Genomic DNA, 12870 nt, shown 5'->3' on the forward strand with positions numbered 1-12870 from the left:
AATGCAAGAAAGTGTTTTAAGTGGCATTGACTGGTTCGTCATCCTGCTGTTGCTGGGCTTCTCCCTGGCGATCGGCCTGCTGGTGCGCGATCGCGCGGGCGAGGGGGGCCTGGAGGGTTTTTTTGTTGCCGGGCGCCGTATGCGTTGGTGGTTTTTGGGCACTTCCATCGTCGCCACCACCTTTGCCTCCGATACCCCACTGGCGATCACTGGCTGGATTGCCCAGTACGGCATTGCGGGCAACTGGTTCTGGTGGGGCGGAGCTGCCGGTGCAATCGCGATTACGGTTTTTTTTGCCCGTATCTGGCGCAGCTCCGGTGTGGTCACGGATGCGGAGATCGCCGAGCTGCGCTATGGCGGTAAGCAGGCCGCTGCACTGCGCACCGTGAAGGCCGGGGTTAACGCCACCTTCGTCAACTGCGTCATTCTCGGCTGGGTCTTCGCGGGCATGGGCAAGATCTCCGAACCCTTTATGGACTGGCAGACCCTGCTGGGCACCGGACTGTATTCGGCCTTTGCCAATGTGTATCCGGAGGCGCTGCTGTTCCACTCCATCGATAACACCATCACCATTCTGCTGCTGTTACTGGTGACCCTGTTTTATTCCACCCTGGGGGGACTGCGGGCAATCATGGTCACCGATTTGGTGCAGTTCGTACTCGCCATGGGGATGTCGATTCTCATCGCATTCCTGGCGGTTGATCACCTCGGTGGCCTGGAGGCCATGTGGTCTGGCCTGGAACAACAGTACCCGGCAGATTCCGGTGATGCCGGATTCTTGCCTGCGCAGCGGATTGCCTCCTTTGCCCCGGCCTTTGGCGAAGGCGTTGTCGGAGCACTCGGTATCCCCTTCTCGGCCTTTGTGCTGACGTTGGGTGTGATGTGGTGGACCTCCGGCCAGGTAGACGGTTCGGGCTATATCTCCCAGCGTCTTTACAGCGCCGAAGATGGGGATCAGGCCGAGAAAGGCGCCCTGTGGTATGCCTTCGCCAATTTTTTGCTCCGCTCCTGGCCCTGGGCGATCGCGGGGGTGGCCGCTCTGGTGATTTATCCCCGCGTGGAAGTCAACCAGCTGGCGGAGGAATTCACCGTCTGTGCCGCGGATAACCGCCAGTGCACGGTTCAGATGCAGCAGTGCATCAACGATCGCTATCGCTGCGACATACCCGGCTATACCCTGCTCTATACCAGCGAAAAGAACGTCGCGCAGGCCGATGGCGAAACCGTGCAGCAAATGGTTTATCGGGAGGACCGGGAGCGCGGTTATCCCGCGCTGATTCGCGATCTGCTGCCCGCCGGACTCCTGGGGCTGGCGCTGGCATCGCTGATGGCGGCATTCATGTCCACCGTATCCACCCATATCAATTGGGGCGCCTCCTACATCGCCAATGATTTCTACAAGCGTTTGCTCGACCCTTCGGCCAGTGACCGCAGGCTGACCTGGGTTAGCCGCTTCGCCACCCTGGGGATTGCCGGTCTCAGTGCCTGGGCCGCCACTTTTGTCGACAATATCGGTGCCATGTGGGAACTCTGGGGCGGCATGATGGCGGGGCTGGGGCTGCCACACCTGATGCGCTGGTTTTGGTGGCGCGCCAATGCCTGGACTGAGATTTCCGGCATGCTGACCGGGCTGGTCCTGGCCTGCTGGAATTTCCTCGCGGGGCGGGGAAATGGTTTTGCTGCGGACCAGATGTCTATCCTGCCGGGCTGGATGGCGAGCCACCCGATTCACGTGATTTGCTGGATTTCCCTCGCATCGGCACTGGTCTCGGTAATCACAACCCTGCTGACTCCCCCGGTTGAGGAGGCCCGCATCAGGGCGTTTGCCGCGCGGGTGAAACCCCTCGGCTTTTGGCGCGGGTACAATGCCGGGCAACAGCCGGTGCGGGGCTTCTGGCTATCTGCCCTGTGCTGGCTCTTGGGGACCGCCTCCCTGTATGCGGGGATGTTTGGGGTGGGCTACCTGCTGCGACTCGAGCCGATGACCGGCATTGCCCTGTTACTGGTCTGCGCACTGCTGTTGTGGGCGACCCTGCGCGGCTTGTCCCTGGTCGGTGCAAGCCGCGGAGGATTGCAGCGGGCGAAAGGCGATGCCGCGGTCCTCCAGTAGCGGCTCGTGGCGTTTTACCCGCGCGTAAAAGTCGGGCCAGTCCTTGCGCCCAACAGGACTCCAGGCGGTTTCCGCGCTCGCCAGCAGGCGCGGAAACAGCATGTATTCCAGCCTCTCAGCGCTGCTGAGCAGTTCACTCCAGAGTTGTGCCTGCACGCCCAGCAGGTCGCCGGCACTTTCATCCGGTTCAAAGTGGTAGCAAGTCTCGAGATCCGCCGTGCCGGCCCAGTGCAGCCCCGGTTCCGCCACAGCGCTGCTCCAGGCCAGGTCGTGATAAGTGTGGGGGGCGGGGCAGGCGATCACCGGGTAGCCAAGCGCGCGCACACGCGCCGTGCTGGCGGGCTGCGTCCAGGCGCAGATGATCGCCGTCTTATCGAGCTTGCAACCCTCTGCGGCCTCTTCCCAGCCGATCAGGGTGCGACCGCTGCGCGCCAGCCGTTGCTGGGCGTAGCAGAGCAGGTGGCCCTGTAGCTGGCGCGCTGTGTGGTAGCCCTCCTGTACCATCAGGGCCTTGCAGGCGGGGGACCCCAGCCATGCGCCCTCGGGTACTTCGTCAGCCCCCATATGCACCCAGGGGCCCGGGAACAGCGCGCACACTTCCGCAAGCACGGTGTCCAGGAAGGTGTAGGTGCCCCGAAGCCCCGGGTTTAGCACATTGTCGCAATAGTACTGTACAGAGCAATAGCTGGAGCTGTCCTCCGTTTCCGCCAGTAGCCCAGGAAGGGCGCGAATGGCTGCCCGTGAGTGCCCGGGGATGTCGATCTCAGGAATCACGGTGATATTCAGGGCTGCCGCATGGGCGACAATATCGCGCACCGCCTGTTGGCTGTAGTAACCGCCGTAGCGCCCCGGGCCGCTACCGAACTGCGGTTCCAGTACCTCGCCGTGGCCGCGCCAGGCGCCGATATCCGTGAGTGCCGGGTAGGCCCCAATTTCAAGACGCCAAGCCTCGTCGTCGGTGAGATGCCAGTGAAAACGGTTGAGTTTGTAGCTGGCCATGACATCCAGCAACTTGCGGATTTCATCGACACTGTGAAAGTGGCGCGCGCAGTCGAGCATGAATCCCCGGTGACGGTAGCGCGGTACATCCTCAATCACACAGCAGGGCAGCTGGGGGCCCAGTGCCAGTAGTTGTACCAGCGATACGGCACCATAGAAAAAGCCCGCGGCATCCGATGCGGAGAGGGTCACGCCCTTTGGACCAATGGCCAGGCGATAAGCTTCCGAGGGGCACTCCCCCAATAACAATCGCAGCGGGGTTACCGCACTGCGATCACTGCTCGAGCTAGACAGCGGGTGTACTTGGCCGAGGTATCCCAGGGCCAGCTCGCCCAGGTTGTCCGCCTTAGATGCCACCAGGAAAGCCCCGGCAAAGAGCAGTGCGCCTGTGCGGCAATCAAAGTGCCGGGGCGCGGGGATCAATGGACAAACCGGCGTCACTGCGGGCGGGGCCTTCGCAGAGCGCGCCTGATCATTGTGTGGCGGGACCGGGAGGCTATGGGATACCACCCGGACCTCGGTGACGCCGTTGTCGCCGGCAACGAAAAGTCCCCTGGGCAGGTCGCTTAGACGCTGCAGGCTGCCCGTCGGCAAACAGATAGACACAGTGGAGTCGTCGGGTCTTACAGGGGCAATGACCACATGGCTGCCGACCTGTCGCAGCAACCGGGTGCCCGCTCCCGCCGTTACCGCGTGCGGCAGATCCAGGTGCAGTGTCCAGTTGCGTGGCAACGGCTTGGGACCAGGCACCAGCGAGATGCGCAGGAGCTGGGCATCTCTCCCAACCTCAGCCAGGTGCAGCTCCGCGCCAACCGCCCTGTCCGATTCAGGCATGGCTGCGCGCCTTCAGGCGTGCCAGCAGGGCCTGGTTTTCCGCCTCGATATGACGGAAGAAGTCCGGGTCGGACAAAGCGCCGGCCGCCGCCCGGTCAATAATGACCACGGTTGCGGGGTGCATTTGCAGGGCCGAGGCCGGACACCAGGCGGACACAGGCCCCTCGACCATGGCCTTGATGGCGGAGGCCTTGCTTTCTCCGGTGGCCAGCAGCACCACCAGGCGCGCTTCCATAATCGTACCGATGCCCATGGTAATGGACAGGTGCGGCTGGGGTTCGCCCTCGGCGAAGAATCGGGCGTTGTCGTCGATGGTTTCCCGGGTCAGGGTTTTTACCCGGGTACGGGAAGTCAGGCAGGAGGTGGGTTCATTGAAGCCGATATGGCCGTTGCGGCCTATTCCCAGCAACTGGATATCGATCCCCCCGGCGGCTCCAATCGCCCGCTCATAGTCACTGCAGGCACGGATCGGGTCAAGCGCGTTTCCCGGCGGCACATGGGTCCTGGCAGGGTCTATATCAATATGGGCAAACAGGTGTTTCTGCATAAAATGCCGGTAGCTCTGGGGGTGTTCCGGAGGCAGGTCCATGTACTCGTCGAGATTGAAACTGGTCGCCCTGGCAAAGGAGATTTCTCCGCGCCGATTGCTCTCGATCAGTAATCGGTACAGGCTGAACGGCGTAGAGCCTGTTGCCAGTCCCAGCACGGAATCCGGCTTCCGCCATAGCTGGTCGCGAAAGAGATCCGCCCCATAGCTGGCCACACCGGCGGCATCCTCCTGAATGACAACTTTCATAATGTCTTTGTCCTACGGGTTTGGGGGATGGTTGCGGGCATCGCCCGCGAGCCACGTCTTGCGGACCTGCAACCCGCCGTCGAGCCAGGTCAGGTTTGCCGGTACACCTGCGGCCAGCCGGCCCAGGCTGTCCTGCAGGCCGAGAAAACTGGCCGGGTAGAGGGAGGCCATGCGCAGGCATTCGGCCAGGGGCAGCCCCACCTCCCGGTGGCAGTAGCGCACCGCATCGGCCAGACCAATAGCACTGCCGGCCAGGCTGCCCTCGCGGTTGACCAGGCGCCCCCCCCGCTCGCGAATGGATTCGCCGTAGATTTCAAATACCGCCTCAGCGGCACCCACGGTCGCCATGGCATCCGACACCAGATACAGGCGCCCCGCCGCTTTGGCACGATGCGCTACCTTGAGGCTGGCAGCATGGACATGGTGGCCGTCGGCGATAATACCGACCCAGCTGTTTTCGTCAGCCAGCGCTGCACCCACCATCCCCGGTTCGCGGGCGGTCAGTGGACTCATTGCATTGTACAGGTGGGTAAAGCCCGAAAGACCCGCCTGGAGTGCTGCCTGCACCTGATCAAAACTGGCCTCACTATGGCCGGCGCAAACGCGAATACCCGCTTCGCTCAGTTGCCGGATCTGTTCCGGGGTACAGCGCTCGGGGGCCAGGGTCAGCAGCAGCGGCAGGCGTCTGGCCTGTTCGCACAACCAGGCGATATCCCCGCAGCTGATTTGGCGAATCATCTCTTTGCGATGGGCGCCGCGCCGCGCGGGGGCGAAGAACGGGCCCTCGATATGCAGGCCCAGTATGCCGGAATGGCCGGCCGCCCGCGCGGCGACCACCGCCTCCACCGCGGCGGCATACACGGCACGGCGATCACTGATCACCGTTGGCAGCAGGGCTGTGGTGCCGCGCCCGCGGTGGGCGCGGGCCATGCACTCGACGGTGGCCAACGCCGGTGCACTGTTGAGCATTAGGCCGCCACCCCCATTGACCTGGAGATCGACAAAGCCAGGCACCAGGTAGCCCTCTTCCAGCACCTGGGTCTGTACTTTTGTCGGGACCGCATTGCCGGGGAGCAGAGCGCTGACATTGCCGCCCTGCACCAGGACGGCATGGTCTTGCAGCCAAACTTCGCCATCGAAAATCTTTTCGCAGTAGAGTGCAAACATCAGGGTATTACCGCACAGGTTGAATCGCGCACAATCAGTTTGGGACTAAAGCCGGTGTTGCGCTGCACTGCCTCATCGGTGCAATCCCGTCTTTGCCGACGGATGTCCTCTATCAGCAGGCGCGTGGCTTGGCCCGCAATCGCGGCATTGGGTTGGTGCGCAGTGGTCAGCTTGGGCCAGCTCTGGCGTGAAAACGGGCTGTCCTCAAACCCCACAATCGACAGCGCCCGGGGTACGTCAACCCGCTCAATGCGCGCAGCAAACAGGGCACCAGCTGCGATTTCATCGTTACTGGCAAAGATTGCGCTGGGCGGTTTGTGCGACTGCAGCAATTTGTGGGTCCGCTCTGCGCCGGAGTCAAAACTGTACTGGCCCTCAAGCACCAGTTGTTCGTCGGCGGGGATATGGTGCTGCTCAAGCGCAACCTTATAACCGTTAAGGCGTTCGACACTGGAGCGGTGCGCCATATCCCCGCCCAAAAAGGCGATATGTCGATGGCCCAGGCCAAGCAGGAACTCGGTGATGTCAAAGGCCGCCTGAAAGTCATCGACGAAAACGCAGGGCCCAAGGTCATCGGGCGCGGCCGACGCGGACAGAATGCGCACAAAGTGCACATTCTGCCTCACCAGCGCTGCAATCAGCTCCGAAGACTCCGAGAAGGGCGGGGTCAGTACCAAACCGGCAATATGACTTGTGCGGACCAGGCGCTCCAGCTTCTCGGCAACCGCGCCACCAGAGGCATGCACCGGGTGAATCAGCAGTTCAAACCCCTGTTCGCAACACTCAGAGAGAATGCCGTGCTGCATGTCGATGACATAGTGGCTGTTGGGATTGTCATAGATAAAAGCGATAAAGCTGGCCCCGCCGCGCAATTGCCGGGCGGATATGTTGGGCTGGTAGTCCAGTTCCTTAATCGCCATCCATACCCGCTCCCTGAGTTCCTCGCCCACAGAAAGTTCGCGATTGATTACCCTTGAGACCGTTTTGAAGGACACCCCAGCCAGTTTTGCCACGTCTTTGATGGTCGCCATGCGCTTCGTTCCGCAACGGTTCATTATGTCCCCATTCTAATCACGAAGCAGGGATATGACAACGTTGTCACCCACTTTTAAGGCGCCTGTCCGGCAACGGCGGAAACAAGACAGCAGCACGGGAGGCGGTCCGGCTTGTGTGAGACTGGCTGTTTGTGGGCACAAAGGTTCAGGATCGCCCGTGCATCAGGTACCGGTCCTTCAATTTCACATAATTTTCAGCGGAGTAACGAAAAAAGGCTTTTTCCCCCGCCGTCAGCGCTCGCACCTTCTTGCAGGGGGCGCCCACATAAAGATACCCACTTTGCAGGGTTTTGCCCGGTGGCACCAGCGCACCTGCCGCCAGCACCACGTCGTCCCCGATGATTGCGCCATCGAGCACAATCGCACCAATGCCAACCAGCACCCGACTGCCGAGCGTACAGCCGTGTAGGCAGGCTTTGTGGCCAATGGTGACGTCCTCGCCAATAACCAATGGCCAGCCGTCGGGGTTGAAGGGGCCCGCGTGGGTGATATGCAGCACCGCCCCATCCTGTACACTGGTGCGCGCGCCCACCTGAATCCGGTGCATATCACCGCGCACCACGGCCATGGGCCACACGGAACAATCGTCTCCGAAACAGACATCGCCGATCACCGTCGACTGTGGATCGATATACACCCCTTTGCCAATTTGCGGGACTTTTTCGCCAACAGCATCGCTGTAGCTGCGCAGTGGGGACATGAACAAGCTCCTGTACAATGAATCCTCTATGATAGCGGTATCCCATTTCGAGCACAGGGTCTTGTATGTCCAATCCATTACTGAGTCTTCCCCAGCTTCCCCCCTTTGACCAACTGCAGCCACAACAGGTGGAAGCGGCGATCTCGGAGCTGATTGCCCGTTGTCGTCAGCAATTGCAGCGGGGTCTCAAGAGTCCCGGCTGGGAGAGCACGTTAGTCCCCCTGGAGCAGGCACAAGACCAACTCAATCGCGCTTTCTCCCCGGTGAGCCACCTCAACAGTGTGTTGAGCGGCCAGTGGCGCGCCCCTTATGAAGCAGCGCTCGCTCAAGTCACTGCCTACTGGGCCGAGCAGGGACAGAACCAAGACCTGTACGCGGTCTACCAGCAGCTTGCCGGCGCGCCGGAATTTGAAAGCTGGCCACAGCCGCGGAAGCAGTCGATAGAGCTGGGACTACGGGATTTTGAGTTGGGCGGTGTCGGTCTACACGGTGAGGCGCGCGAACAGTTTGCGGAAAACTGCCGGCGTCTGGCACAGCTGTCCAGCCGGTTTGCCAACAATGTGCTGGATGCCACCAATGCCTGGACCTGGCACACCGAGGATGCAGCTGCGCTGGCCGGACTGCCGCAAACCGCGCTGGCGGCTGCACGCAGTGCGGCTAAAAACAAAAACCTGGCGGGCTGGCTGATCACCCTGGAAGGGCCCAGCTACCTGGCAGTCATGACCCATGCGGACAATCGCGCGTTGCGCCAAGAGGTCCATACGGCATTTGTCAGTCGCGCCTCGGAGGTTGGCCCCAATGGCGGAACCTACGATAACTCCACGCTGATGGAAACCATCCTGTCCCTGCGTACCGAACAGGCCAGACTGCTTGGCATGGCCAACTACGCAGAGCTGTCCCTGGCCAGTAAGATGGCACCGAGCACCGAGCGCGTACTGGAATTTCTCAACGACCTTGCCGGGCGGGCCAAGCCGGCGGCTGAACGGGAGATGGCCGAGTTGCGGGAATTTGCCCGCACAGCGTACGGGTTAGAGGATATACAGCCCTGGGATATCGCCTGGGTATCGGAAAAACTCAAACAGCAGCGTTACGCCGTCAGCCAGGAAGCGCTGCGCCCCTACTTTCCCTACACAAAGGTTGTCGAGGGCCTCTTTACCCTGGTGGAGAGGCTGTTTGGGATTGCCGTGGAAGCGGACAGCTCGGTTGCCACCTGGCACGAAGATGTACAGTTCTTCTGGCTTCTCAAAGGCGGAGAGCGTATTGCCGGATTCTACCTGGATGCCTTTGCCCGCGAGCAAAAGCGCGGTGGAGCCTGGATGGATACCGTCTGCAGCCGGCGTAAAACCGGGCGGGGGCTGCAGCTGCCGATCGCTTATCTGGTGTGTAACTTCAGCCCCGCCGCGGGGGAGATGCCCTCTCTGCTCACACACTCCGAAGTCACCACCCTGTTCCACGAGTTTGGCCACGGCCTGCACCACATGCTGACAACAATGGATGTGGCCGCGGTCTCAGGCATCAATGGCGTGGCCTGGGACGCGGTGGAAATGCCCAGCCAGTTCCTGGAAAACTGGTGTTGGCAAGCAGCTGTGATCCCGATGATCTCTTCCCACTACCAAAGTGGTGAAGCCCTCCCCCAGGCGCTGTTGGATAAAATGCTGGCGGCTAGGAATTTCCAGTCCGCCATGTTTACCCTGCGCCAACTGGAATTTGCCCTGTTTGATTTTCGCCTGCATGCCTGTGCAGAGGCAATGTCTGCTGAGAAAATTCACCAGCTGTTAAATACCGTGCGCTCTGAAGTGGCAGTGGTACCGGTGGCCCGGGAAAATCGTTTCCAGCACGCCTTCAGCCATATTTTTTCCGGAGGCTATGCCGCAGGCTATTACAGCTACAAGTGGGCGGAAGTGCTCTCTGCCGATGCTTTTTCCCTTTTTGAGGAAAAAGGCATTTTTGATCGCGCCACCGGAGAAAAATTCCTGCACACTATTCTTGAACTGGGCGGCAGCCGCGATGCCCTGGCGCTGTTTACCGAGTTTCGCGGCCGGGAACCAAAAATAGATGCACTGTTGCGCCACTCCGCCATCGAGGAGCAGGAACAGAGTATCAGCCCGGCCTGAAAAGTCCGCAGATCATGTAATAGTGAGCCGTAGTCATGCCAAATAATGATGTTCCGGGAGAAGATAAAAAAGCGCTGAAAAAACGCTTTATTGCCGGTGCGGTCTGTCCGCGTTGCAGTGAAATGGACAGAATCGTAAATTATTGGAGGGGTGGAAAAAATTATCGGGAGTGCGTTTCCTGCGGGTTTGTGGATGAAATCCGCTTGCAATCTGCATCTGCAGAGTTGCAAACCCGGGTAAACAAGACCTGGACCAAAGCGGGGCGTGAGGAAGCAGTAAAATTGATTTTTCCTGGAAAAGAAAATAAAAAGTGAAAAAAATATACCTATTTTCGACCGCGCTGGTACTTGCCACAGTAGCCGGGCTGTACGGCTTGAATCACTATCGTGCAGTTAAAAAAGACCAACAACAGCAAGTTGCCTCTTTGCTCGCCAGTTGTGTCAACCAAGGAATTTTAACCCTTTTTCGCCTGCAGACGAATGATTGGCGCGCGCGCCCGGATTTTTACCGCCAACAGGAGGAGACACTTAGTACCACAGCACGGCAACTGCCACAGAAAATCCTGCATGGCGAACCCTTTAAAAAATGGAAGTATGCAGTAAAAATCTGCGAGCAGCTGAGCAGAAACAGCAATTTGCAGCATATCACCATATTCAAACCATTGGGAAAATTTTCACCCAGTGAATTTTCAGGACCCCGGCAGCTAAAAAAACGCAAATTTTTGCATAAACGGGAACGCATGATCGGCGCTTTGATGGAGTCTGCCCAGGCGGCCAGCAGGTATCTGCCGGACTTGCGCAGAGATATCAATACACAATTGCAGGAATACGGATTTTCCGACGCTGAGAAGACATATATTTTTCAGAGAATAAATGCTGATGTCCTCGATTTTTATCAACCTGGAAATTTCTCAGCAAAAAAAGCGGAAACCTATCTAAAACGGATTTCCGCTTTCAATAAGTTGTTGGCAAAAAATCACGGCAAATACACTGTGCGTGGCAACAGCCTGTACTTTTACGATCAAAACCTCAGATCCCAGGTGCTGGATCTCAATCGCGCAATATTACAGGGGGAGGGACCCTTTTTTGCCGATTATACCCAAATCGTGGTGCAAAAGCAGATTCCTGTCCAGCCTTGATACAGCCCGAATCCGCGGGTCTGTTGCCCTCGTATGCCCCCGCATAAATAACTACCGGTGGAATTTATTCTACCCAGGATTTGGTTGCCGTATAGTATTGATAATAACCAGCAAGGCCCAGGGATCGTGCGCTGATCCACAAAAGAAAGCTAAACCAAATACCATGATTGCCCCAGCCTTGTGTGAGCCACCAGCTGGGAAAGAAAACCAAAATAGTCGCGATAAACATGGTGTCGCGCATTTGCCGGCTTCTGCCCGCACCGATAAATACCCCGTCGAGCTGATAACTCCATACCGCCAGAAGCGGCAGGGCGCACAACCACCAGTAGACCCGTTTTGCCTGGTCAATCACGGACCCTATATCGGTAAACAAGGTTAAAATAACCGGTTGCCCCAACACCAATATCGCGGTCAAACCCGCGGCACTGCCCAGAGCCAGGATACCCGCACTGTAAACGGTGGCGTGAAACCCCTTACCCGATTGTTTGGCCACGGCTTCACCGATCAGGGCTTCGGTAGCATGTGCAAAGCCATCCAGAGCGTAGGAGACCATCATCAGCAGCTGCAACAAAATGGCGTTGGCCGCAAGTACAGCGTCTCCCTGGGCTGCACCCTGAGCCGTGAAGAATGTGAAAGTCAGCAGCAGCAAACAGGTACGCACAAACAGATCCGCATTGATTTGCAAAAGCTGTATCCATGGCCTGCGATCAACCCAGGGGAAAAATCCGCGTTTGCGCAGCTGCGCGGCGATAGTGCTCCAAATGGCACCGTCGATCCGACTGAGCAGGCGCAGTCCAAGAATACAAGCAAAGACATCTGCACATACGGTCGCTGCTGCGGCCCCTCTGGCACCGAGCCCGAGGCCCAGAATAAAGAGAAAATCCAGGCCGATATTCAGCAGATTCGCCGCAAGAAGGATATAGAGCGGCGCTCGGCTGTCCTGCCTGCCGATAAAGAAACCCAGAATAGCGAAATTAACCAGTGCTATTGGCGCACTGATCAAGCGAATGTGGAGATAGGCCAGGGCGTGGGGCGTCGCCGTCGGACTGGCGTTCATCCAGCCAACGATGGATTCCACCAGGGAGAAGGCAAAAACCTGCAGCAAAACGCCCAAAAGCAGTGCCATTAACCCTGCGCGCAACAGCCAGTCGGCGCCGCCATCCTGGCTGCGCGCCACCAGCCCCGTAGTGCCCATGCGCAAAAAGCCAAATGCCCACAGCAGCAGGGACATGACACTGGCTCCAATAGCGACACCAGAGAGATATTCCGGCACAGGCAGGTGACCCAGAATCGCTGTATCCACAGCGCCCAGCAGCGGGATTGAGATATTGCTCAAAATCATCGGCCAGGCCAGGTTCCACACCCGGCCCAGGGGTTGTATTTCAGGTTGAGCATGCTGCATCGAGAGAGTTCACTCAAAAGTCGGGTGAGATCGTCCACTGGGGGAGTACGTGTGTGCGGCGCTGGCGCTGTGCCTTTTCCCGGTCACAGACCGGATGGGGAAGTACGCTACCAGGTAAGGCCAGGCAAATCACAGTGTAAAAGCCAAGCGGGTTCGGAACCAAAACTCCGGCATGTGGCGGTGTCGGAGAGTATCCGGCAAACCGTGCCAGGGGACGAAGCATACCGTTTATGGATCTTTTTTGGCGCACTAAAAATTGGTTTTATCTGTCTTTCATGCCTTTTTATTACCTGAAATATGGGCAAAAAACCAGTATCGCGCTCCCACGCCTTAACAACATATGTGTACGACTGTTCTCGGGTATTTTTCCTTCAGACAATATTCGCTTTGTGACAGCCGCCCTTTGTATCGGCGTATCCCTGGGAAACTCTGCTCAACCATATGGGACACTGCCTTCGCCTCATTCCCCCTAAGCAAAATGTCAGGATCATTTTTCATTGCCAGCTCTGATTGACTTTTCGTCGGCAATATGTTCCTTTTGCACCTGCAGTAGCT

General features: G+C 58.7%; 10 protein-coding genes. 4 read left to right on the plus strand and 6 right to left on the minus strand.

The features are described 5' to 3' along the window. Position 1 precedes the first annotated feature (1 nt). The gene (locus ACL7TT_RS06280; protein ID WP_413394007.1) at positions 2-2110 is read left to right on the plus strand and encodes a sodium:solute symporter family protein; all 2109 of its coding nucleotides are present in this window, start codon (positions 2-4) and stop codon (positions 2108-2110) included. Here ACL7TT_RS06280 and ACL7TT_RS06285 read toward each other — a convergent pair. From ACL7TT_RS06285 to ACL7TT_RS06305, 5 genes are all read right to left on the minus strand, one after another. Then, a complete protein-coding gene (locus tag ACL7TT_RS06285; RefSeq protein ID WP_413394009.1) occupies positions 2000-3943 on the minus strand; it encodes a beta-N-acetylhexosaminidase in 1944 nt (647 codons plus the stop codon). The genes ACL7TT_RS06280 and ACL7TT_RS06285 overlap by 111 nt on opposite strands. Further along, positions 3936-4739, minus strand: coding sequence for a glucosamine-6-phosphate deaminase (gene nagB / locus ACL7TT_RS06290; protein ID WP_413394012.1), 804 nt, complete (start codon positions 4737-4739; stop codon positions 3936-3938). The genes ACL7TT_RS06285 and nagB overlap by 8 nt, the downstream gene beginning before the upstream one ends. 12 nt (positions 4740-4751) lie before the next feature. Then, the gene (gene nagA / locus ACL7TT_RS06295; protein ID WP_413394014.1) at positions 4752-5906 is read right to left on the minus strand and encodes an N-acetylglucosamine-6-phosphate deacetylase; all 1155 of its coding nucleotides are present in this window, start codon (positions 5904-5906) and stop codon (positions 4752-4754) included. Beyond that, a complete protein-coding gene (locus ACL7TT_RS06300; protein ID WP_413394016.1) occupies positions 5906-6937 on the minus strand; it encodes a LacI family DNA-binding transcriptional regulator in 1032 nt (343 codons plus the stop codon). The genes nagA and ACL7TT_RS06300 overlap by 1 nt, the downstream gene beginning before the upstream one ends. A gap of 169 nt (positions 6938-7106) precedes the next feature. Beyond that, positions 7107-7661, minus strand: coding sequence for a gamma carbonic anhydrase family protein (locus ACL7TT_RS06305; RefSeq protein ID WP_413394017.1), 555 nt, complete (start codon positions 7659-7661; stop codon positions 7107-7109). 65 nt (positions 7662-7726) lie between these two features. On the opposite strand from ACL7TT_RS06305, the gene ACL7TT_RS06310 reads away from it, so the two are divergent. Genes ACL7TT_RS06310 through ACL7TT_RS06320 form a run of 3 tightly spaced genes read left to right on the plus strand, consistent with a single transcriptional unit; the run spans position 7727 to position 10913 of the window. Continuing rightward, the gene (locus tag ACL7TT_RS06310; protein WP_413394019.1) at positions 7727-9775 is read left to right on the plus strand and encodes a M3 family metallopeptidase; all 2049 of its coding nucleotides are present in this window, start codon (positions 7727-7729) and stop codon (positions 9773-9775) included. 35 nt (positions 9776-9810) lie between these two features. Then, positions 9811-10089, plus strand: coding sequence for a YheV family putative zinc ribbon protein (locus ACL7TT_RS06315; protein WP_413394021.1), 279 nt, complete (start codon positions 9811-9813; stop codon positions 10087-10089). Then, positions 10086-10913, plus strand: a complete 828-nt coding sequence (locus tag ACL7TT_RS06320) for a hypothetical protein (protein WP_413394023.1) — start codon at positions 10086-10088, stop codon at positions 10911-10913. Before ACL7TT_RS06315 ends, ACL7TT_RS06320 begins: the two co-directional genes overlap by 4 nt. 64 nt (positions 10914-10977) lie before the next feature. Here ACL7TT_RS06320 and ACL7TT_RS06325 read toward each other — a convergent pair whose 3' ends face one another. After that, the gene (locus tag ACL7TT_RS06325) at positions 10978-12315 is read right to left on the minus strand and encodes an MATE family efflux transporter (protein WP_413394025.1); all 1338 of its coding nucleotides are present in this window, start codon (positions 12313-12315) and stop codon (positions 10978-10980) included. Positions 12316-12870: the final 555 nt, after the last annotated feature.

Origin of the sequence: Microbulbifer jejuensis, from assembly GCF_047289955.1 — a bacterium.
In the GTDB taxonomy this organism is placed as follows: domain Bacteria; phylum Pseudomonadota; class Gammaproteobacteria; order Pseudomonadales; family Cellvibrionaceae; genus Microbulbifer.

What these genes read in the sequence shown, in the direction of transcription:
- ACL7TT_RS06280 (WP_413394007.1), top strand. Translation starts at nt 2, where the DNA reads ATGCAAGAAAGTGTTTTAAGTGGCATTGACTGGTTCGTCATCCTGCTG.
- ACL7TT_RS06285 (WP_413394009.1), bottom strand. Translation starts at nt 3,943, where the DNA reads ATGCCTGAATCGGACAGGGCGGTTGGCGCGGAGCTGCACCTGGCTGAG.
- nagB (WP_413394012.1), bottom strand. Translation starts at nt 4,739, where the DNA reads ATGAAAGTTGTCATTCAGGAGGATGCCGCCGGTGTGGCCAGCTATGGG.
- nagA (WP_413394014.1), bottom strand. Translation starts at nt 5,906, where the DNA reads ATGTTTGCACTCTACTGCGAAAAGATTTTCGATGGCGAAGTTTGGCTG.
- ACL7TT_RS06300 (WP_413394016.1), bottom strand. Translation starts at nt 6,937, where the DNA reads ATGGCGACCATCAAAGACGTGGCAAAACTGGCTGGGGTGTCCTTCAAA.
- ACL7TT_RS06305 (WP_413394017.1), bottom strand. Translation starts at nt 7,661, where the DNA reads ATGTCCCCACTGCGCAGCTACAGCGATGCTGTTGGCGAAAAAGTCCCG.
- ACL7TT_RS06310 (WP_413394019.1), top strand. Translation starts at nt 7,727, where the DNA reads ATGTCCAATCCATTACTGAGTCTTCCCCAGCTTCCCCCCTTTGACCAA.
- ACL7TT_RS06315 (WP_413394021.1), top strand. Translation starts at nt 9,811, where the DNA reads ATGCCAAATAATGATGTTCCGGGAGAAGATAAAAAAGCGCTGAAAAAA.
- ACL7TT_RS06325 (WP_413394025.1), bottom strand. Translation starts at nt 12,315, where the DNA reads ATGCAGCATGCTCAACCTGAAATACAACCCCTGGGCCGGGTGTGGAAC.